Source organism: Pseudoalteromonas sp. MTN2-4, assembly GCF_042848605.1.
Classification (GTDB): Bacteria; Pseudomonadota; Gammaproteobacteria; order Enterobacterales; family Alteromonadaceae; genus Pseudoalteromonas.
Genome location: NZ_BTGK01000005.1, coordinates 193,079 through 214,980, shown reverse-complemented (window position 1 = coordinate 214,980; position 21,902 = coordinate 193,079). Strand labels below are relative to the sequence as shown.

13 protein-coding genes are annotated in these 21,902 nt (G+C 41.9%); 11 read left to right on the top strand and 2 right to left on the bottom strand.

Annotated elements, in window-relative coordinates:
• Nucleotides 1–37: 37 nt before the first annotated feature.
• Together ACGHEH_RS13955 and ACGHEH_RS13950 are read right to left on the bottom strand one after the other, a co-directional pair.
• Nucleotides 38–1,165: a sensor histidine kinase gene (locus ACGHEH_RS13955; RefSeq protein ID WP_390446347.1), complete on the bottom strand. Its 1,128-nt coding sequence runs from the start codon at nucleotides 1,163–1,165 to the stop codon at nucleotides 38–40.
• A gap of 204 nt (nucleotides 1,166–1,369) precedes the next feature.
• Entirely contained in the window at nucleotides 1,370–2,800 is a 1,431-nt protein-coding gene (locus tag ACGHEH_RS13950; protein ID WP_390446345.1) for a sigma-54-dependent transcriptional regulator, read from the bottom strand.
• 286 nt (nucleotides 2,801–3,086) lie between these two features.
• Between ACGHEH_RS13950 and ACGHEH_RS13945 the strand changes: the two genes are divergently transcribed.
• From ACGHEH_RS13945 to ACGHEH_RS13895, 11 genes are all read left to right on the top strand, one after another.
• The gene (locus ACGHEH_RS13945) at nucleotides 3,087–4,337 is read left to right on the top strand and encodes an efflux RND transporter periplasmic adaptor subunit (protein ID WP_390446343.1); all 1,251 of its coding nucleotides are present in this window, start codon (nucleotides 3,087–3,089) and stop codon (nucleotides 4,335–4,337) included.
• Nucleotides 4,338–4,348: 11 nt separating this feature from the next.
• Nucleotides 4,349–5,056, top strand: a complete 708-nt coding sequence (locus ACGHEH_RS13940; RefSeq protein ID WP_390446341.1) for an ABC transporter ATP-binding protein — start codon at nucleotides 4,349–4,351, stop codon at nucleotides 5,054–5,056.
• Between the two features lie 2 nt (nucleotides 5,057–5,058).
• The gene (locus ACGHEH_RS13935; protein WP_390446339.1) at nucleotides 5,059–7,455 is read left to right on the top strand and encodes an FtsX-like permease family protein; all 2,397 of its coding nucleotides are present in this window, start codon (nucleotides 5,059–5,061) and stop codon (nucleotides 7,453–7,455) included.
• A gap of 89 nt (nucleotides 7,456–7,544) precedes the next feature.
• The gene (locus ACGHEH_RS13930; RefSeq protein WP_390446337.1) at nucleotides 7,545–9,959 is read left to right on the top strand and encodes an FtsX-like permease family protein; all 2,415 of its coding nucleotides are present in this window, start codon (nucleotides 7,545–7,547) and stop codon (nucleotides 9,957–9,959) included.
• A gap of 36 nt (nucleotides 9,960–9,995) precedes the next feature.
• The gene (locus ACGHEH_RS13925; RefSeq protein WP_390446335.1) at nucleotides 9,996–12,398 is read left to right on the top strand and encodes an FtsX-like permease family protein; all 2,403 of its coding nucleotides are present in this window, start codon (nucleotides 9,996–9,998) and stop codon (nucleotides 12,396–12,398) included.
• A gap of 132 nt (nucleotides 12,399–12,530) precedes the next feature.
• Nucleotides 12,531–15,956, top strand: coding sequence for a hypothetical protein (locus tag ACGHEH_RS13920; RefSeq protein WP_390446333.1), 3,426 nt, complete (start codon nucleotides 12,531–12,533; stop codon nucleotides 15,954–15,956).
• Between the two features lie 133 nt (nucleotides 15,957–16,089).
• Nucleotides 16,090–16,386, top strand: a complete 297-nt coding sequence (locus ACGHEH_RS13915) for a DUF6482 family protein (protein ID WP_349284932.1) — start codon at nucleotides 16,090–16,092, stop codon at nucleotides 16,384–16,386.
• Between the two features lie 251 nt (nucleotides 16,387–16,637).
• Nucleotides 16,638–17,405 (top strand): DeoR/GlpR family DNA-binding transcription regulator, encoded by a 768-nt coding sequence (locus ACGHEH_RS13910; protein WP_390446331.1) that lies wholly within the window; start codon nucleotides 16,638–16,640, stop codon nucleotides 17,403–17,405.
• A gap of 185 nt (nucleotides 17,406–17,590) precedes the next feature.
• Nucleotides 17,591–19,411, top strand: coding sequence for a glutamine--fructose-6-phosphate transaminase (isomerizing) (gene glmS, locus ACGHEH_RS13905; RefSeq protein ID WP_390446329.1), 1,821 nt, complete (start codon nucleotides 17,591–17,593; stop codon nucleotides 19,409–19,411).
• Nucleotides 19,412–19,759: 348 nt separating this feature from the next.
• Nucleotides 19,760–20,647 (top strand): hypothetical protein, encoded by an 888-nt coding sequence (locus tag ACGHEH_RS13900; RefSeq protein ID WP_390446327.1) that lies wholly within the window; start codon nucleotides 19,760–19,762, stop codon nucleotides 20,645–20,647.
• Between the two features lie 137 nt (nucleotides 20,648–20,784).
• Entirely contained in the window at nucleotides 20,785–21,846 is a 1,062-nt protein-coding gene (locus ACGHEH_RS13895; protein WP_390446325.1) for a hypothetical protein, read from the top strand.
• Nucleotides 21,847–21,902 lie beyond the last annotated feature (56 nt).

Sequence of the window (21,902 nt, the reverse complement as noted above, 5' to 3'; positions counted from 1 at the left end):
AAAATTGGCAATTTCTTGCGATAAATTTTTAGCTCGATCATCCAAATACGCACCTAAAACAAGCGCCTTGCTCACGTTGGATGTAAATGAGGTCGCCACCATGGTTCAGCATAATCTGCCTTGAAAGACTCAAACCGATGCCCGAGCCCTTTTGCTTAGTAGTAAAAAACGGTACAAACATCATGTCGACCACATGCTCTGCTACGCCCGGGCCGTTATCACTGACTTCAACATAGTGTTGACCAGCTTTATTACAGCCAGTTTTTAATTGCACGCTTGCTGAAGAATCGCTGTTGTTTTGCTGCACAGCTTCAATGGCGTTTTTGGTTAAGTTAATAAGTACTTGCTCTATCTGTGCGCTATCTAACATAGTAAGTTGTGAGTGTGACACGTCGAGCTGAAAGTCAATACAGGCAGTACTACAAGTTTGTTGATGGAGCTGAAATACGCCTTCAACCAATGGAGCAAGTTGCTCAGGGTTAAGCTTGGGTGCAGGTAAATTACTGACTTCTCTAAAGCGACCGATAAAGTCACCTAAATATTCGGTGCGTTTTGCCAGCGTTTTTAGCGCCATGGCTAAATCGTCTTTGTCTTCTTCATCATCAAAGGTGAGCGATTCAGGTAAAAGACCTTCACAACTTTGCGCAATGGAAGCGAGCGGCGTGATGGAGTTGGCAACTTCGTGAGTGAGTACTTTGGTAAGCCGCTTATAGGCTTGTTGCTCTTTGTTTTGCAGGGCATCACGAATCGAGTGCAAAGTAATAATTTTGCGGATTTTGCCTTGAATATGGGCAATGCTAACTTGTATAGACAAGGTGTCTTGCTGTTCACCATGTTGCCAATTGGCAATGGTTTTGAGGCCGCGTTCACAGTTTTCGACTAAAGGCGTGATATGGGCCAAATCGTCACAGTGGCGAACTGCTTTACCGAGCAATTTGGCGACGGCAGGGTTTGATTCGATCACGTCGCCCGTGTCGTCACACACCACGACGGCTAAATCAATATGCACTAATAAAGCCTGTAAAAAGTGCGCCTGTTGCTCGGCATTAAAGCGCGCGCTCTGAATGTTTTCTTTAATCTCCTCAAGGTGACTATGCATAGGGTGATATTTACTTAAACCTAGAGAGCTATCGCCATTCGCCAGAGACTTTAAAACAAAACTCATGTGTCTGTTTTGTTTATTAAATTGCGAAATTAACGAGAAAAAAGTTGCACATGAAAATAAGCTTAAAAGTAGTAAAGTCGCAGAAAAACCATCTTGTATATACAAGTTTGTGCTGGTGGTGATCAGCACGCAAAGAAACAAGATGGTGGCAAAAAATACCGTTGTAGGGTGCTTCGTGAAGTAACTCAAAATACTTAGCTCCGGTTATAAGTCGTATTTTTCGAGGCGGCGATACATGGCACCACGAGTTAAGCCCAGCGCTTTGGCCGCCTGCGATACATTACCCTGATAGTGCTTTAATGCAGCGCGAACGGTGCGATGTTCGAGTTCTTCTAGGTTGAAGGTGTCTGCATTAATCAATTGATCGCTCTCGCTTAGTGCTATTTCAGCTTGACTGTTTGGCGCGGTGGTAGTTACTTGGCCAACCACAGTGCTGATATCGAGAAGCTCACACTCACTTAAGATCACGGCACGTTCAATGGCATGGGCCAGTTCTCGCACGTTACCCGGCCAAGGGTAGGCGCTCAAGGTTTGCATGTCGGCGTCACTGACAGTTAATGTGCGTTTGTATTTGTGGCAGAAGTGCTCGAGATAATAATTCACTAGTAACGGAATGTCTTCACTACGCTCACGCAACGGTGGTAAACGTATTTCAATGGTGTTGATGCGATAAAATAAATCTTGCCTAAAGCGCCCTTCGTCTACGGCTTGTTGTAAGTTGTCGTTAGTGGCACAAATGAGGCGAATATTCACATCTATGGCTTTATTACCGCCAACGGGGGTGACTTGACGGTTTTGTAGCGCGGCTAATAAGGTGGTTTGCTGGCTCAGTGGCAAGTTGCCAAGCTCATCTAAAAATAGGCTGCCTTCGTTGGCGAGCTCGAAACGACCGACTTTGTCTGCTTTGGCATCGGTGAACGCGCCTTTCTTATGACCGAACAGTTCACTTTCAAATAAGTTGTCAGCAATTGCACCCATGTCTAAGCTAATTAGTGCATTTTCGCGACGTAAACTCGCTTGATGAATGGCATGTGCAGCGAGTTCTTTACCTGTACCACTCTCGCCGGTGATTAAAATATTGGCATCGGTTAACGCGGCTTTTTCAATGGTGCTAAATACTTGCTGCATGGCCGCACTTTTGCCTAAGAAGTCGAAGTTTTTTCCGCTCGCCCCTTGGTTAAGTGCTTGATTTAATCCTTGTGTTTGGCGAGTCAGTTGACCAACTTTCTGTTTGTCTTGGGCGTGCGCATAAGCGGCCGCGACGGCCCCTAATAGTTGGTCGTTTTGCCATGGTTTGGCAACAAAATCAGCCGCGCCGGCTTTAATGGCATCAACGGCTAATTGAATATCGCCATACGCAGTCATTAGAAGCACTGCAATGCTGGGGTCTTGTTCAACGACTTTCTTTAACCAATAAAACCCTTCTTTACCGCTTATGGCGTCTTGACTGAAGTTCATATCGAGTAAGATCACATCAATAGGCTGCGTTTTTACGATCTCTTCAATATCAAATGGGTTATCTGTGGTGTGTATTTTTTGATAGTGCTTTTTTAGTAGCAGTTTAGCTGCGATTAAAATATCAGTATTGTCGTCGACAATTAAAATGTGTCCAGCTTGTTTGGCTGTTTGCGTCATGGTCCTTGCCTTTGCCTGATCTTGGCCTTTTTTATTCTTTCTAGCCTACCTTATTTAATGACAGTGCGTCTATTAATGTGTTCAAAAATGGACACATAGCGAGTTTTGATGTGTTCTATTTCCGGACAGTATAATTATTTTAGAAAACAGTAAATTTTATAAGCTATTGATTTTAAAGCCTTTAAAAGTTGGCATAGTGTTTGAAACATCTCTGGCATATTTGGACATCATGTCTTAGTTGTCGAAACGAACATCGACCAAACTCTCAACGATTTAGAGGTGTGCTATGGATAAGAAAATTGAACGCTCAGGATTACAAAAACATCTTAAAACAGCAGTGGCTGCAGGTGTGCTGCTGAGTATTGCAGCTGCGACATTTGCATTTACAGACTCATCATCGGGTCGCAGTCAAAACTTATCACTAAGTAGTGTCACCATTAATGCTGTTGAACAAGGCGCGTTTGTAGATGCGTTAAGTCTTCGTGGTCAGGTTGTACCAAAAACAACAATTTACCTAGACACTATAGCGGGCGGACAGGTTGAAGAGCGTTTGGTTGAGCAGGGTACTTATGTAACTAAAGGCCAGCCTTTGGTGCGTTTGAGTAACACAAGCTTACAACTAGACGTGATGAGCCGCGAAGCGCAGGTGACTGAGCAGCTTAACTTCTTACGCAACACACAAATGAACATGGAAACCAGTCGTTTAAACCTGCGTCGTGACTTATTAGAAATCGATTTACAAATTACCCATTTAGAGCGTCGTTATAAGCAATCTAAGCCGCTGGTTGATCGCGGAGTGTTAGCTCAAGATAGACTTTCTGAGATTTCAGAAGATTTAGCTTACTACAAAGCGAGAAAAGAGCTGACCTTAGAGCGTCAAAAGCAAGAAAACTCAATTCGTAAGGTGCAAGTAGAGCAGCTAGAAGACAGCGCTGAAATGCTCCAGAAAAACTTACAGTTTGCCCGTGCAAACTTAGATAACTTATTAATAAAAGCGCCTGTGTCGGGTTACTTGAGTGAGCTTGATGTAGAAATGGGTGAATCAAAAAGTCGTGGCGCTCGCCTTGGTCAAATCGATATTCCAAATGAATACAAATTAGTTGTGCGCTTAGATGAATTCTACTTAAACCAAGTTCAAAAGGGCATGGACGTCAACGTGCACTTAGATGGTGGCAGCGTGATGGCTACAGTGAGCAAAATAGACAGCCGCGTAACCCAGTCGCAGTTTCAGGTTGAAGTAGCACTACCAAGTGGCCTACAAGATATTAAACGTGGCCAAAGTATCGACGTTGAGTTGATGCTAGGTGGCAACAAAGACAACGCATTATTACTAAAACGCGGCGCATTCTTTACCAGTTCAGGCGGTAACTGGGTATACGTACTATCAAGCGATGGTACAACAGCAGAGCGTCGTTCCATTCGCTTAGGCAAGAAAAATCAAAATTATTATGAAGTGCTTGATGGCTTAAATGTGGGTGAGCAAGTGATCACCTCAGGCTACAGCAACTTCGACAAAGCACAGACATTAAAATTTTAAGGACCAGACCCATGATCAAATTAACTAATTTAAATCGCGTATTCCGTACTCAAGACGTAGAAACAACTGCTTTAAACGACATTAATTTAACTGTAGAACAAGGCGAGTTCGTTGCCATCATGGGCCCTTCTGGCTGTGGTAAGTCAACGCTGCTGTCTATTTTAGGCATGTTGGATTCACCGAGTTCAGGTAGCTTTGACTTTGATGGTACCGACATCGCGGGCTTTAGCGAAAAGCAGTTATCACAATTACGCAAAGCTTCAATTGGCTTTGTATTCCAAAGCTTTAACCTGATTGACGAACTTACAGTATTCGAAAACGTCGAGCTGCCACTGCAATACCAAAATATCTCTAAAAGTGAGCGAAAACAGCGTGTTGAAGCTATCTTAAAACGTGTTGCTATCGACCACCGTGCAGATCATTTGCCGCAGCAACTATCTGGCGGTCAGCAGCAACGTGTGGCTGTTGCCCGTGCTTTAGTGATCAACCCTAAACTGGTTTTAGCCGACGAACCAACCGGTAACCTCGATTCTAAAAACGGTGAAGAAGTGATGACCATGCTGCGTGAATTAAACCGTGAAGGCACTACGGTGATCATGGTGACTCACTCAGAAAAAGAAGGCGCGTACGCTGACCGTTTAGTGCGTCTATTGGATGGCCAAATCATGTTAGATAAAGCCAATAGTGTTCCTCATGGACTAGAAAGCGAGGTTGCATAGTTATGATATTTAATTACCTAATCACGGCACTTCGTGCCTTTAAGCAACAAAAACAACACTTTTTATTAAATGTAACTGGTTTAAGTGTGGGCCTGGCAGCGGCAATTTTAGTGGCATTGTTTGCAAAAAACGAATTGTCCTTTGATAAACAGCAACCTGATGCAGATCGTGTTTATCGAGTGGCTCAAGATTATTCAAAACTGGGTTTGGGTACTATCCCTATTTATAGTTACACACGGGGTACACAGGCATTAGATTTTAGCCAAGTAGAAGATGTATTTGCGTTAAAAATGGTCGAGTTTACTCGTGAAGCTGAAGTAGATGTGAAGCACAATAATGAGGGATTCAAGCTTAATAATCTCTACGCTGCAACCGCAAATATTGAAGACTTTATTGCCATAGATGTGCTTGCTGGAAACATTAAAGAAGCCATGAGTACCCCTAACAGCTTAGCGTTGAGCGAATCTGAAGCGCTTCGCATCTTCGGCACTGTGAATGTCGTTGGTGAGACTTTAAATCATGCAAAAGGCAGTTATACAGTCAGAGCGGTTTTTGCGGACTTACCTGACAACACACACTTTGGTTTTCAAGCCCTAGTATATTCAGAACATATTTCTGAAAAGTTATATCAAACGTCTCATTATGTTTATTTAAAATTGACAGCTGGTACTGATATTCCAGCGCTAGAGCGACAATTAGCCGAACAGGCATTTACTGGTGATTTCAAAGGTAAGATATTTATAGAGCTACACTCAATACTCGACCTGCATTTAACCGCTAAATCACCATTTGAGATGAAAACGGGTGGCACTAAGCAAGTGGTAACTATCTGTGTTGGCTTAAGCATTTTACTTGTTTTGATTGCTAGTTTTAACTTTATCAATATGACAGTAGCGCAATCGACGAAGCGCGCAAAAGAGGTGGGTGTTCGTAAAGCATTGGGTGCAAGCAAAACCCAGTTAGTAAGCCAGTTTTTGTCTGAATCTGTGTTAGTTGCAGTACTGTCTATGGTGCTTGCTTGTGTGTTAGTTGAATTGGTTATGCCAAGCTTTAATAACCTTGTTGATCGCGAATTAGTGCTTAACTATGTATCAAGCTTTGGCGCGGGTATTGTGGTTGTTGCGATTGCTGTGGGTGTGTTGGCAGGTCTATACCCTGCGTTCTTTATTTCATCATTCAGTGCCAAGCGTGTTTTAAGTGGTGATTTACAGCGTGGCAGTACAGCGATTTGGGTTCGTAAAAGCTTACTTACCTTTCAAGCCTCTTTAGCAATAGGGTTGATCATTGGCTCTGCTACATTACTACAGCAATTATCGCATCTACAAAACTTGCCACTAGGCTATCAAACAGCGCAGCGTTTAGTCATTTCTGAAGTGCCAGTTGGTCAAGTATTCACTCAGCAGCCAAGTACAGTCGTTAATAAATTACTTGCGATTGAGGGGGTGCAACATGTAGGCATTATCGACACACAACTAACTCGTTCTATCAATAACACGCTGAGACCAACATGGCCAAATGGCGAAGCATCGGGTGGTATTACTCCAGTGGTTGGTACTAACTTTGAAGTTGTTAAAAGCCTAGGTTTAGAATTACTGGCTGGGCGTGACTTTAGCCGTGAGTTTGCTGGTGATTGGGCGAACAGAGTTGATGGCATCACACATGTTGGCACGATTGTAACTGAAACGGTGGCAAAGCAAGCAGGCTTTACCAATGTCGCCGATATTATAGGTAAATCAATCAAAGATATTGGTCGTAATGTTGATATGCGCGTGGTTGGTGTGGTTGCTGATGTAAAGATTGGTAATGCACAAAATGCCAATACAGACATTATGTTCCTGCTTGGCTTCAATTACTTAAATCCTACCTCAGAAGTGGTGTTAACGGTAAATCCACAAAATGCATTGAGTATTAGACAGCAAGCTGCAGGAATTTTAGCTCAACATGCCAATGTGTTCGAACCTAAAATCGAATTGCTGTCAGACAGCTATAAAGAAGTATTAAAAGGCGATCAGCGTGTATCACAAGTGGTGCTTATCTTTACAGGCCTTGCGGTGTTCTTAACTTGTTTAGGTACGTTTGGATTAGCGTCATTCTCTGCAGCGCGTCGTCAAAAAGAAGTCGCGGTTCGTAAAGTGCTAGGCGCATCACGTATCAGCATTGTAAACATTTTAGCGAAAGAGTTCTTAGTGTTAGTCGGAGTGAGTATCGCCATTGCCTACCCAGTAACTTACTTACTGGTCGGTGACTGGTTAGCCAACTTTAATGACCGCATAGATCAAGCTATTTGGGTATATGGCATCGCAGCAATAGTTGTTGCAGGTATCACTTGGGTTACTGTGGCAAGCCTTGCTTTCAAAGCCGCCAGCACCCGTCCTTCGTTAATTCTACGTTATGAATAATTTCAAAAGTGTTGTCTAGCCACAACCATGGTCTATCGGTGTAACTGATAGGCCATTTTTGGGTGAGAGCAAGGTCTAATGGGTGAGATATGTTGATATCACATGTAACAACAGCATTTCGAGTATTTAAACAACACAAGTTGTACTCGCTATTGAATGTCTTTGGGTTAAGCATTGGCTTGGCAGCTGCACTTCTGGTGGCATTATTTGCTGAGTATGAATTGTCGTTTGATGAAATGCAGCCCGATCATCAGCAAGTATATCGTTTGCATGTTGATGTGAATGTACCAGGGCTAGAAGAAATTCCACTGACTATGGTGAACATAGCGCAAACTTTAACAACACGAAGTGATGTCGCCGATCTTTTTATTCTTGCTGATGTAGTCGATAGTGGTTTGTTATCTGAGCATATAAAAATTGCTGATCAGGCATTTAAGCTAAACAGTCTGTACGGTACAGCGAAGAATATTCGTGATTTTGTAAATATCCCTGTGATTTTAGGCGACCTTGAAGCGGCTCTTTCAGCACCTCTGCAGATTGCTTTGAGTCACAGTGAAGCAGAACGACTATTTGGCAGTGCAGAAGGTGCACTCGGGCAAACGATACTAATCGAGGCAAAACGTTTTACCGTTAAAGCCATTTTTGAGAACTTACCTGATAATAGTCACTTTTTGTTTCACGCTTTAGTGCCAATTGATTTCACAGAATATAGCGATATTTCTAGCTATATTTACCTCAAAACTCTACACAATGCTGATTTAAAAGCGATAGAAAAGCAGTTAGCTGACCGACTCATTGAAAAATACCAACTTAAAAACAGTCAGCTTGAATACCGTTTAGTGCCTATGCGAGAGGTTTACTTTAAAGCCCATTCGCCATTTGAGTTAAAAACGGGTGGTTCTGCTTTTTTAGTCACTTTGAGTGTGGTACTGAGTGTTTTATTACTCGCCATTGCCGCAGCCAATTACATCAATATAGCGGTGTCGCAATTGTTGTATCGCAGCAAAGAGATCGCCATGCGTAAGACTTTGGGGGCGAGCAAGCGTCAGCTCATAGCCCAATTCTTGTTAGAAGCCTTATTGATGGTGATGTGTGCCACATTACTTGCGGTGTGTTGGGTTGAACTGCTTTTGCCAAGTTTTAGTGACTTTGCAAATCGACCACTCGACTTAGTGTGGGGAGCTTCAGAGTTTGCGCTGATCATAGCTATAACCGTTTTATTAGCATTCATTTCAAGTGCTTATCCTGCATATTGTGTCGCACGCGCACCGTTAAACTCATTGCTTGCCGGGCAATTAAAAGCAGGCCAGCTGGTTCGCAAAGGTTTATTGGTCTTTCAGTCTGCGATGGCTATGGCCTTGATTGTTTGTACTTTGGTGAGCTTGCAGCAGTTGTCTTTCTTACAAAGCTTGTCAGTAGGCTATGACGCGACTGATCGCATTGTGATACACGATTTAAGCAGCAAGCAACTCATGGAAAAAGAGCATGCAATACTCAATGAGATCCGTGCGCTGTCAGGCGTTACCCAAGTTACAACAACCGATACTGACTTAACCGACAGCATTTTAGAAAGCTTTTATTTCCGTTGGCCAAACGGCTACGAAGAAAGCGAATTGCCACCTACTATCGGCACTGGTTTTCATGCCGTCGAAACCTTAGGTCTAACACTACTCGCTGGCCGAGACTTTTTACCAGAGTTTCAGAGCGATTGGCTGCACTATGTAAATAAAGCGTCAGGTGATCAGCCAGATGAAGAAGCACCTCAGGCAATGGCTATTTTGGTGACCGAACAAATGGGCAAACGCGCAGGCTATGACAATGTGAGTGAAGTGGTGGGACTGCAAGTTCAGGGGCTTTACCGCAACATCAATGCAACCATTGTCGGTGTAGTAAAAGACATCAAAGTGGGGTCGGCGAAAGATGATTGGTTGCCTGTGTCATTTTCAGCAGGGTACAGCTCGCAATCAACAGTTCGATTGGTGATAAGCACCGAACAAGCAAACTTTCCTAAGTTATTTAATCAGTTACGCCAACTATTAAAGCAGTTTAATTTAACTGCCGATCCGCAATTTAGTCTGATGCAGCAAGACTTGGCTAAAGTTTATCGCAACGAGCAAGACTTGTTTGTGCTCATCCGAAACTTCTCTGTGCTGGCGATGCTTTTAAGTTGTTTAGGTTTATTTGGACTCGCAGCATTTGCAGCAAAACGTCAGCAAAAGCAATTAGCAATAAGAAAAGTGCTCGGGGCAACACGCTTCAGTTTAGTGAATCTACTCGCCCGCGAGTTTCTAATCATAGTGCTTGCAGCAGCGGCAATAGCTTTACCATTTGCTTATTGGCTCATGGATAACTGGCTGCAAGACTTTAACGACGGTATTGAACAAACCATTTGGGCGTATGGCTTAGCTGGCCTAGTAGTGGCTGGGTTCACTTGGCTCACCGTTGCAGCGTTGGCATTTAAAGCGGCCAGTGCGCGTCCATCAGAAATTTTACGTTATGAATAACAACTCAGATATGCAGCAGTCAAAAAGGAACCCAATATGTTAGTGTCATATATTACGACCGCTTTAAGAAGTTTTGCGCAGCATAAACAACACGCCTTGTTGAGTCTGGTTGGGTTAAGTTTAGGCATGGCCATGCTGATGTTGATTGGACTTTTTATTCAGCATGAGCTGTCTTTCGAACAAGGCCAGCCGGATCAAAAAAACCATTATCGACTGGTGATGCATGCTCAAGAGAATGGCAACAAATATATTCTTACCACCCCAAGGGCACATCAGCAGTTGCTCGATATTCCAGGCGTAGAGTCGGTTTTTTATTTATTGAGAACGCAAATGGTCAGTGATGATAAAGTAGCGATTGGCAATAATGCATTTCAGCTCGCTGCAAACTACGCTGCCACCCCAAACCTAGCCAAGTTAGTCAATATTGATGTGCTGGCAGGCGATCTTACAACAACTCTGAATACACCCGAAAAAATAGCGTTATCAAGATCTGAAGCTACGCGCTTGTTTGGGGCTTTTGCTACGCCAGATAAGGTAATAGGCCGTACCTTAAAGCTACAAAGGAACAATCGACTGCTTTCGGTTAGTGCGGTGTTTGCTGACCTCCCTGTGAATAGTCATTTTTATTTTCACTCATTAACCAGCATCGAACCCTTTATGGGCATTCGCGGTAATGTAATGCACACTTATGTTGCGCTATTACCTAATACAAATATGGAATTGGTTGCGCAGTCGGCAACAGAAATCTATGCGCAAATTTGGCAATGGCAAAACATTCATTATTGGTTGCAACCTATCAAAGACATTCATTTAGGACCTAATTTTGCCCAAGATATGAAAATAGGCGGAGACGCCACATCTGTGACGATCTGTGCAGTTATGGCGTTGGTTTTATTAATCATCTCATGTGTGAATTATATCAACTTCAGTGTCGCGCAGTCCTCTAATCGTGCCAAAGAGATTGGTGTACGCAAAGCCATGGGCGCGACGCGCGCTCAACTGATCACCCAGTTTATGAGTGAGTCTATCTTGTTGGCATGGTTCGCTATGTTAGTGGCCTCTGTGTTGGTTGAGTTATTTTTACCTAGTTTTATGCAACTGATTGGCCGTCCATTGCCAGCACTAGAATGGCCGATTTGGTTGGGACAGGTATTTGCGCTGGCAACAGGGATTGGTGTGTTATCGGGCTTATACCCGAGTATGTACATGGCAGGATTTAACACCAAAGCCATTCTGAATGGTGAGCTAAAACAAGGTCGACAAGGTATGTGGATCAGAAAGGCTTTATTATTGCTGCAAATGGGCTTGTCGGTGGGTTTACTAATAAGCGCCATGATGTTGAGTAAGCAACTGCATTTTTTACACTCTCTACCTGTGAATTATCAAAAGTCGCAGCAACTAGTGATCAATAATATGCCGCAAAAAGCATTATATGGAGAGCAAAGCGCATCACTCTTGGCAAGCATTGAGTCTATTCCTGGTGTGACAGCCAGTGTGGCCATGGACTTCTCAATCACACAGTCTACCAACGCTGGTCTCTTCGTTAAGCTCCCTCAAACACCAGATACACCGTTGTCGCTTTCGCTTGCTGGGGTACATGGTAAAGTGGTTGAAACTTTGGGGTTAACCTTATTAGCTGGTCGCGATTTTTCTGACGAGTTTGCATCAGATAGATTCAATCGAGACACCGAGCAAGGCAGTATTATCGTGCCTGAATCTGTACTCAATACGTTGGGGTTCAACAGCCCAGAAGATGCGATTGGTAAACCAATCTCATTTTTTGCCGGACCATTTTCGAATGCAACAGGCACCATAGTGGGTGTGGTTAAAGACATAAAAGTTGGGCCAGTCAATCATCAAGGCGCCCCAGTGGTGTTTGTGAATGGTTTGGGTGTAGGCGGCACATATTCGCTGCTGGTTAAAGTTGAAAACCCGAACGATGCCCAACTAAAACTCGATTTACAAAACTTCGTTAAAGCGCGCTTGAACATTGCACCTGTCGACATCACCTTACTTGAAGATGACTATCAAGCGCTTTATCGTGAGCAACAAAAATTATCTGAGGTGGTGGCTATCGGTGGTGTTATTTCATTGATCCTAATTTTGATGGGCGTGTTTGGTTTAACAGGGTTTATTGTTAAGCAGCGTCAAAAAGAGGTGGCTGTTCGTAAGGTACTAGGGGCAAGTCGTTTGGTGATCATTAATGGACTCGCTAAAGAGTTTATGATGTTGGTGTTATTTGGATGTGCGATTGCTTGGCCTATTTGCTTCTTGATATTGAGTGATTGGCTAGCGAGTTTTGAGCAAAGTGTTACGCAAAGTATTTGGGTTTATATGGTTGCTTCTTTGCTTATCAGTTTAATCACTTGGTTAACCGTGGCGGGCCTTACATATAAAGCTGCGAGTATTCGACCTGCTCAGATCTTAAGGTATGAATGATCTTATATTTATAGTGCTGGGGAGCTTTTAAGAGAGCCAGAAAATGGTTTACTTTTGTTTATATTTCTCGAATAACGTGTCTATTAAGTGGTGAGTAGGTTTTGTAAAATTGTTGGTTCAGGGAGACTAAAAATGCATAAAAATAAATTAATTACAATCTTACTTTCGGCTTTGAGTATATCGGCATGTGGAGGTGATACTTCTGAGCCAAAAAAAACTGACTCTAATACTCAATTTATTAAACCTGATTATCAAGTTGCTCCAGTCTATTCAGGTACAAAGGCTACTTTTGACATCACAGCATCAAATATTAGTGAGCTAACAGCACATTATTCCCACTGGCTTGATGCACTTAATGGAATTGTATTCGGCGGAGACTATCAAGAACTGTTATTACATCGACCAGCAGAAGATTTTCAGACTCATGATTTTGCCTGCTCAACGGGTTCGGCAACGATGAAAGAAGAAGTTGCTACTCAGCATTACAGCATCACATATAACGATTGTGCTATTGCAGGTTGGGTATTTGATGGTAAGTCAGACTTGTATATTGAGCGTATGGATGCTGATGAAATTCGAAAATATGGGCTTGTTCCAAAGCTCACAGTTACCAATGAAGTGCTTGGTAAATCTTATTTCACTGAAGGTTATGCAATAGCAACTAAGTTTGATTTACTTGCTGATAGCAGTGCTACAGCTTTCTTGAAGTTCAAAGATAGTTCAGATGAAAATGACATTTATTTTTCTGGAGTTAAGCTTGATGCAATGCTCAGAGCAAGTGATATCGGTTATGGCGTTGGTTTAAATGGTGACATTTATTTAAGTGGCAGAGGTAAGCTGACTTTAGCAACCGATAAATATTTTCCTCGAGGAGATTTTGAATCAGCGCGAGAAGTTGGTGCTCAATATCGTATGTCATCAAATAATACGGTGACGATAGAATTAAAAGCGCATCATCCTTCATCTATATGGCTTTCGGATGATTTTCTCCCTCTGAAGTTTATGCTGGTTGATCTCAATGCGGCTCAGGTTTCCTCTGAAAATACCTTCCCTGAAAGCATAATTACAGCACCACAAACTGGGCAAAGGCAAGCTGTGTTTAAACTTGACGCTTCTAGCTCAAAAGATAAAGACATTGAACCTTTAACTTATACTTGGCAAGTATTAACTGCCCCTGAAGGGGCGAGTTGGCAGTTTGATTCAGCCTCTGAAATAGAGTTCATCGGTAATTTACCTGGTACTTATCTTGTTGCTCTTACGGTTACAGACCCACATGGAAAGTCACATACTACAGAGCATGAGTTTAAGTTAGAGAAATTGCCAGCTAATGTGTCAGATATTGTAGCTTATGAGCAAGTAAAATTTGGTGAGCAATACTCAGCACAGTTTAAACTAGCTAATGATGAGTTTGATGGACCTTTTGAATATAAATTAGCTTATGGTCCGAACAATATGTCTGTTACTGAGCAAGGTGAGGTAAGTTGGGTAGCTAATGCTCCCGATTTTGGCACTGCGCTGAATGTTAATTTTGCTATTGATGTTATTAATTCAGACACTGAGACAAGGGTAAGTCACATGGTGACTTTGCCTTCACAAGACGGGAAGCATAATACATCAGTAGGTAAGAGTTACTTCCTAAGTGTGAACAACCTGCGTCAAATTAAACTCAAAAATAATCAGCAAGGTGTGATTTTTGGTAGTGAATATGATGCTGTTTTTGGCTTGAATGATAAAGGCAATCTTGACTATATAGTAACTCCAGCACCTTTACCCGAAGGTGAGGAATATGTTGGGTTATTTCAAAATACACAAAAGGAAATGCTTAACTGGCTGAGTATTCTCTACAACAGCGCTAAGTCAAAACATCAGATCTTTATTCATAATGAACTTGGCAGAAATTTGCTAATTGATGATCTGCAAACCAAGAATTACGGCTCTTTACCTCTCGACTTTAATAACGATGGGGTTGAAGATGTACTAATTGCTGCGAACCGTTCTTACGACAGTTTTATTGTAGATGGTAGCAATTTGGAAGTTATTAAACTCGTTGCAGAATTAGACCTTTCTTATAGTTACTCCCAAAGCACAATAGGTGTGTGTGATGTGAATGGCGATGGTTATAACGAGTTAATTGACAGAGATAGCGTATTTGACATTAAGCAAAATAAATATCTGGTCGAGCGCCACTCAGAATATCGTTTTAAGGCGTTCACCAGAGGCGAGGAATGTAGGCTCACTAGGTACAATATATATGAGAGATACAGTGAGTTAGTATGGTGGCAGGATGATTTAATGCATGTTGGTGAAGACCGACTCGAACACAAGTTTTATGAAGACATATCGATAGGACTAGAGAAAAATAGTCTATACAGCCACGCTTTGTCTCGATACAAAAACCTTATTTTTAGCTTTAATGAGCAGTGGCAGCTGGTCACTCACACTTTACAAAATAACCTGCCAGGCGAAGTTATTGGCAGTGCAGATTTTGATAATAATGGTATTGGATCACTAGTTACTTTCAAAATAGAGGGAGAGGATTTTCTAAATCCTTACTATACAATTCAATCACTTGAGTGGAAGAACAATGAATTTCAAGCTCAGTACTCAACCGCATCTCGAGCTTCACTGCCTAGAGGCTTTATTATTAATGCGGATGATGAAGAGATCGTAATTTCAGATTTTGGTCGTCAAGCCTATATTCGAGGGTCTGAGGTAACGGTAAATTACACCGAAGAAATGCTTTTATCGCAAGATAAAGTACTTGGCATCGAATATGTGTTGAAAACCATAAACTTCGATACTCATTTGCTAAAGCGAAATATTGGAAGTAGCAGTGCTGTATGGCAAACCAAAATAGATGAACTCTCTTTTTCAAACTCATCTAATTTTGATGTTACAGAATCAGATAGTCTGTTGAGTTTCAAGCGCGAGCTAAAGCATTACACTGTTTCAAAGCAAACAGGAGAGATAGTTGCCCGCGTTTTTTATCCTGAGTTTCCTTCATCTGAGTTATCAAAAATCATGATTGGTTATTATGATTTAAACTTTGGTTTCTTCGATACTTCAAGTCTGGAACCTGTAGAAATAAATGACAAAGATTGGCCAGTATCTTTAGAGTCATTCCAACAAAACCCTTATGGAGTAGCTCGAACCCAATTCATACAGTTAGATTCAGACCCACAATTAGAATTTGTTATAGATGACCGAACTAATGGTGCCACAGATGAACAAGGTGGGCTCATTGTATTTGACACCTTTGAACTTACATTAGAGTCTTTATCTGAATCTCAGCAATCTAGTTTCACTATTTTCGAAAAAGACAAAATAGCTGAAGGCGCTGTCAACAAGGTTTATGGGCGTAATTACTTTGCACATTATTTCACAGATAACACAATCAGCTTAGTTGATAAATTGTCTAACAAAGTTATTTGGCAAAGCCCTGAAATAGCTGATGGTTTGCAAGACATTAACCTACAAGAAACCAAGGATGGCGGATTGAAGCTGCATATTTTGACAGACTATTTACAGTCATTTCCTTATTTAGGGGGATCAAATTAGGCTGTACTTTATGGGAGCCTATTCATCTGGGCTCCTTCTTGTTTCTGTTTGGAAGTATAAAAAGTGAACAAAAGCTGCGTTTGCTTCGTTTAATAACTAAACTCAAATAATATTTGTTGGTCAGAGGTGAGTCATGCAAGCAACCGAATTGAAAATGCAGTTTGAAGAGCAAAACCTAGTCGCCGTTATTTTAAGTTATGCCGACTCTAATCATTACCTTGCGGGTGGTGTTGATACGCAAGGTAATTATTACTTACTAGAGAATCGAAAAGGTAGCACTGAAACCTTTAATTCAATGCGTGAAGCCGAAGTGACTTTAGCTGAGCTAGGCGCTGAAAATGCGATATTTGAAATGGAAACGGCCTATGACGAAATGATTGGCAGTTCTAAAAATGAGCGTTGCAAAATGATGGTGCATTTAACCCATTAATTGGGATCCATTAACTGAATTTAATAGTATACATTTTTCTTTGTACCCTTCTTCTACTCGATGGCTTGCTGATTTTTATGCCCAAGCAAGCCATTTTTATTTCTTAAACACGTCACTTTTTACTTTATATTGAATTTTTTATTACTAGAATAAAAATCGATCAATTAAAACTTGCCCAATAGCAAAGGTTTCGTTTAAACTTTCGATAAAGTTACGAAACGAAACTTATTAGCCAGTAAAGATAACGGATTATGACCAAACGCAACACGCAACAACGTCGCCATACCATTCTTGCTCGTGTGAATCAGCACGGTGAAGTCAGTGTCGAGGCACTTGCTTTAGAATTTGAAACTTCAGAAGTTACGATCCGAAAGGATTTAACTGCCCTTGAAAAGAGCGGTTTATTGTTGCGTCGTTACGGTGGTGCGATTGCATTACCAAAAGAAATCGTGGCAAAAGGCAACGAAAAACGCGATACGCTTCGCAAAATGGCAATCGCAAAAGCTGCTTCAGCTTTGATAAAGGATCATAACCGCATCATTATTGATAGTGGTCGTACAACTGCAGCGATGATCCCTGAGCTGTCTAAAAAACGCGGTTTGGTCGTGATGACTAATGCGATGAATATCGCTAATCGTTTGTTATCTTTAGAAAATGAGCCAACACTTTTGATGACCGGAGGAACCTGGGATCCTCATTCGGAGTCATTTCAAGGGCAGGTAGCAGAACAAGTTTTACGTTCGTACGATTTTGACCAGTTATTTATCGGTGCCGATGGCATCGATGTTGAAAGAGGTACAACCACTTTTAACGAATTAGTGGGCTTGAGCCAAGTGATGGCTGAGTCAGCACGAGAAGTGATCGTGCTGGTGGAGTCAGAAAAAATTGGCCGCAAGATCCCAAATTTAGAACTGCCATGGCAGCAAGTGACCACCTTGATCACCGACAACCTCCTTGCAGATGACACACGCAAGGCGATCGAGGCAAAAGGCATACAGCTGATCTGTGCAGAGGCTTAATAAATTCAGACGACAACGCCTGAATTTATAAATCATTATGACAACAGCCTAATTAGTTTGATGACGTGCAAATAATTCAACTACTTAACAGTGGCCGAATTATGTTCATCAACTAAATTTTACCTAAGCTACTTGAAATTGCAGGTAGGGTAAATAGGCAAACAACATGCAAAAATGGAGCATCTATGTGTGGCATTGTTGGGGCGGTAGCAGAGCGTCCAGTAAATAAAATCCTAATCGAAGGCTTAAAGCGCCTTGAGTATCGTGGCTATGACTCAGCAGGTGTAGCACTGAGCCTAAATGGCGAATTAAATACAGTTAAAGCTGTTGGTAAAGTTGCCAACCTAGACTCTGCATTGTCTGATGCAGGTGTAAAAGGCACGACGGGTATTGCACACACGCGCTGGGCAACACACGGTGGCGTAACTGAAGCAAACGCGCACCCACACATTTCAAATGATGAAATTGCGCTAGTACACAATGGTATTATCGAAAACCATTCACAGCTTCGTGACGCACTGAAAGGTGACGGTTACGAGTTCTTATCTGAAACCGACACAGAAGTTATGGTGCACCTAATTCATCAACTTCGTCAGCAGCATTCAACGCTATTAGAAGCGGTAAAAGCAGCAGTAAAACAGCTTGAAGGTGCTTACGGTACAGTTGTATTCGACAAAGCAAACGACAATGAAATCATTGTTGCGCGTTCTGGTAGCCCACTGGTAATTGGTTTAGGTCTTGGCGAAAACTTCATTGCTTCTGACCAACTAGCGCTTCTTCCTGTAACACGTAGCTTTATCTTCTTAGAAGAAGGCGACGTAGCGCGTATCACTCGTGAAACGGTTGAGATCTTTGATAAAGATGGCAACCCAGTTGAGCGTGAAGTGGTTGAATCAAACATCACGCAAGACGCATCAGGTAAAGGTGAATACCGCCACTACATGCTAAAAGAAATTTACGAGCAGCCAATGGCAGTTCGTAATACGCTTGAAGGCCGTTTAGAAAATGACCGAGTTGCCATCGATGCATTCGGCGACAGCGCACAGCAAATCTTCAAAGATGTTAAACATGTTCAGATCATCGCATGTGGTACGTCTTACCATTCAGGTATGGTTGCCCGCTACTGGCTAGAACAGTTTGCTGGTGTTAGCTGTAACGTTGAGATTGCCTCTGAGTTCCGTTACCGCGAGTCTTTCGTTCACGAAAACAGCCTACTTGTGACGATTTCACAATCAGGTGAAACGGCTGATACATTAGCAGCACTTCGTCTTGCGAAAGAGCAAGGCTATATGGCTTCAATGACTATTTGTAACGTGCCGGGTTCTTCGCTAGTGCGTGAATCAGACTTAGCATTCATGACTAAAGCGGGCGCTGAAATTGGTGTTGCTTCAACCAAAGCATTCACTACTCAGCTCGTTGGTTTATTAATGCTTACAGCCTCTATCGCGCAAGAGAAAGGTCGTGATCAGAGTGTGATTGTGAACGCGATTAAGACGCTACCGAGCAAGCTTGAAGAAGCGTTAAGCATGGCAGAAGGTATCGAAGGCTTAGCGGAAGAGTTTGCAGACAAGCACCACTCACTGTTCTTAGGTCGTGGTTCACAATACCCGATCGCGATGGAAGGTGCGTTAAAGCTGAAAGAAATTTCATACATTCACGCTGAAGCTTACGCGGCGGGTGAACTTAAGCACGGTCCTCTGGCGCTTATTGATGCAGACATGCCAATCATTGTTGTTGCACCAAACAACGAACTGCTTGAAAAGCTTAAGTCGAACGTTGAAGAAGTGCGTGCACGTGGCGGTATCATCTACGTATTCGCAGACAAAGATACCGCGTTTGAGTCTGACGACACGATGCGTGTAATGAACGTAAACCACGTAGAAGACGTGATTGCACCAGTGGTTTACACGATTCCACTACAATTACTTTCTTACTACGTAGCGGTTATCAAGGGTACTGACGTTGACCAACCTCGTAACCTTGCAAAATCGGTAACGGTTGAGTAATTAACGAGTTTTAGGGGGGCATGTGTCCCCTCGAAATCAAGACACTAAAGGCGCATTCAGCGCCTTTTTTATGACTATTCCAAAATAGCTTCTTTTTAAAACAGCTTATAGTCAACTACCATCATGGGTTTCTGAACTCTGTATTCTTAAAACCAAAAGTAAAAACTTATTCAATAAATACAATTTTTTACCGGTGATTTTTATATTAACTTGAGTTGTAAACTTAGGGTGCTATGCACTTAAAAAGGCTTCATTAGTAACAATCAGACATAATTCATCAGGACGTCAGGCTTTTTGTATTTGAACTGCTAATGTCATTGGTTCTTAAATTACCATTAAGGATAAATCATGAAGCCAAATTTAACTGTACTTACCCTGCTATTTTTAAGTCTCAGCGGTTGCTCTATGAATCATGCTGAAGACAAACCTAATGTAAAAGAAAGTACGTATTTTGGAGAGCAGCCTCCGGGTTTAGTGCCTAAGATCTTTGAGCCCAAGATTGTTTCACCAAATGGAGAATTTGAAAGCGGTACATTCGCGCCAGATATGCAGTCTTTTTACTTCACAAAAGCGATAGGCGAAGACAAAAAGCGAGGCTTTTTTGTTATCCATAAAGAAAATAATCAGTGGGGAAAGGCGTCAGAAACAGATCTACGTTGGCCGCAGTTTTCTTTCGATGGTAGCAAAATGTTCATCGGCAAAATGTATCGAGAGCGCCAAGGTGATGGTTGGTCAGAGCCTAAAAGCCCAGGTGTCTTCATAAAACATATGGCGCATGGCAGGTCGGTGTCTGCGAGTGGCACTTATTACTTTACCGGATACAAAGAGCGGGGTGTTGTTGGCGCTTTGTATTACTCTCGACTTATCAACGGGGAGTATGAAGAGCCTATAAAGCTAAGAGACGATATGAATCAAGGAGAGTACATAGCGGGTTCCATGATAGCGCCAGACGAATCTTACTTGATTTGGAGTGTGCAACGTACCGAAGGCTTTGGGCAATCTGACCTTTATATTAGTTTTAAAGAGCAAGATGGTACTTGGTCGAAGGTTATAAACATGGGGGCAACAATTAATACAGAAAAACAAGAAAGCTCCCCTCAATTATCACCTGATGGAAAATATTTTTTCTTTATTCGAGGCGATTGGCAAGTCAATAAAAATGGCAAACGCGTTTATGAAGGAAAGCAGCATTGGGTTGATATTCAACTGATTAAAAACTTAAAACACAAGCTTTAACTATTAAAGGCTAAATATCGCTTAGGTTGAAGGGGCATTTAGCCCCTTTTGGCTTCATTAATTTTTAATAATACCAACCTGATTAGGCTCATCTATACTTTTAAAATATAACACTCGCTTTCGCTGAGGTTGGTAACATGAAGGTGCAGTTTCTGAGCATGCTTTTTATTATCAGTATTTCTAGCTCTTGTTTATTGGCGGCTCAACCAAAAAGTTCGGCCGTTGATTCTTTGGAATATATAAAAAAGTTTTCGCATGTTGCGCCTGAGCGATCTCGTCAAGAATTAATACAAAGCTTTCACCTCGGTAAAGAACTAAAACTAAACAAGCAGGTAGAGTGGTACACACTTGGAGGAACGATAGGGCTAAAGTTAAATGACTTATCGCTTTTTAAGCGCTCAGTCTCTGAGTTAGGCAAGCTAATTGATAAGAACAGTTCAGCTTCAGAAGCCTCGACATTTTTAACTTTATTAGGTCACTACAGTCTCAAATCCAATTACTTATCAGTGGCAAAGCAAGCATACTTTTGCGTGTTTCAAAAAGCTAAAACAGATCAAAACAAGTTGAGGGCCTCTTACCGAGTATCAAATTCACTGTTGAGCGAAGGTAATGTGACTGAGGCCGAAAAAATTATGAATCAGCTATTATTTATTGCTGAAGCAAAAAACCTTAAGGCTTGGTTGGGAGGGATAAAAAGTACATTGGGCATTTATGCTTTACATGTAAAAGACTACGCTAAAGCTAAGCGCTTGTTCAAAGAATCCATGTTGGCGCACCAAGACTTTCAAAACTACTCTGGTGAATTCAACTCAGGATTAAATCTACTCCTGTCATTTGCACTCGATAGCGATAATAATTTTGAGCGCATTATAGATAGGGTGAAAGGGTTAGCGAATAAGAATGATGACCGTGATAGATTAAACTTACTTAGGCTGATCGAAATATTGTATGAAGTGAAAACGATAGGCTTAAGAAGTTGGCACCAAGAAGCCGCGACAGACATTTTGGTAAAAATTGAATCTAGCACAGTGAGGAGTGCAGCTAAGAAGTTTATTTGGCCAGAGCTTAAATTAAAAGTTTCAGAGGCTAAGCAACAACAAGCCCCCAATTGGATAACAGATAAACTTGTTGATTTTGATTGCCCTGTAAGTGAGTTTTACTCTAAAGATATTGTCGAGTCACTACTTAAAATGAAGTGAAATATTGCTCTTACTCATTGGTAAAATATAGGCATGATGAGTATTTACAAGCTGCA

What these genes read in the sequence shown, in the direction of transcription:
- glmS (WP_390446329.1), top strand. Translation starts at nt 17,591, where the DNA reads ATGTGTGGCATTGTTGGGGCGGTAGCAGAGCGTCCAGTAAATAAAATC.
- ACGHEH_RS13900 (WP_390446327.1), top strand. Translation starts at nt 19,760, where the DNA reads ATGAAGCCAAATTTAACTGTACTTACCCTGCTATTTTTAAGTCTCAGC.
- ACGHEH_RS13910 (WP_390446331.1), top strand. Translation starts at nt 16,638, where the DNA reads ATGACCAAACGCAACACGCAACAACGTCGCCATACCATTCTTGCTCGT.
- ACGHEH_RS13895 (WP_390446325.1), top strand. Translation starts at nt 20,785, where the DNA reads ATGAAGGTGCAGTTTCTGAGCATGCTTTTTATTATCAGTATTTCTAGC.
- ACGHEH_RS13945 (WP_390446343.1), top strand. Translation starts at nt 3,087, where the DNA reads ATGGATAAGAAAATTGAACGCTCAGGATTACAAAAACATCTTAAAACA.
- ACGHEH_RS13940 (WP_390446341.1), top strand. Translation starts at nt 4,349, where the DNA reads ATGATCAAATTAACTAATTTAAATCGCGTATTCCGTACTCAAGACGTA.
- ACGHEH_RS13950 (WP_390446345.1), bottom strand. Translation starts at nt 2,800, where the DNA reads ATGACGCAAACAGCCAAACAAGCTGGACACATTTTAATTGTCGACGAC.
- ACGHEH_RS13955 (WP_390446347.1), bottom strand. Translation starts at nt 1,165, where the DNA reads ATGAGTTTTGTTTTAAAGTCTCTGGCGAATGGCGATAGCTCTCTAGGT.
- ACGHEH_RS13920 (WP_390446333.1), top strand. Translation starts at nt 12,531, where the DNA reads ATGCATAAAAATAAATTAATTACAATCTTACTTTCGGCTTTGAGTATA.
- ACGHEH_RS13935 (WP_390446339.1), top strand. Translation starts at nt 5,059, where the DNA reads ATGATATTTAATTACCTAATCACGGCACTTCGTGCCTTTAAGCAACAA.
- ACGHEH_RS13915 (WP_349284932.1), top strand. Translation starts at nt 16,090, where the DNA reads ATGCAAGCAACCGAATTGAAAATGCAGTTTGAAGAGCAAAACCTAGTC.
- ACGHEH_RS13930 (WP_390446337.1), top strand. Translation starts at nt 7,545, where the DNA reads ATGTTGATATCACATGTAACAACAGCATTTCGAGTATTTAAACAACAC.
- ACGHEH_RS13925 (WP_390446335.1), top strand. Translation starts at nt 9,996, where the DNA reads ATGTTAGTGTCATATATTACGACCGCTTTAAGAAGTTTTGCGCAGCAT.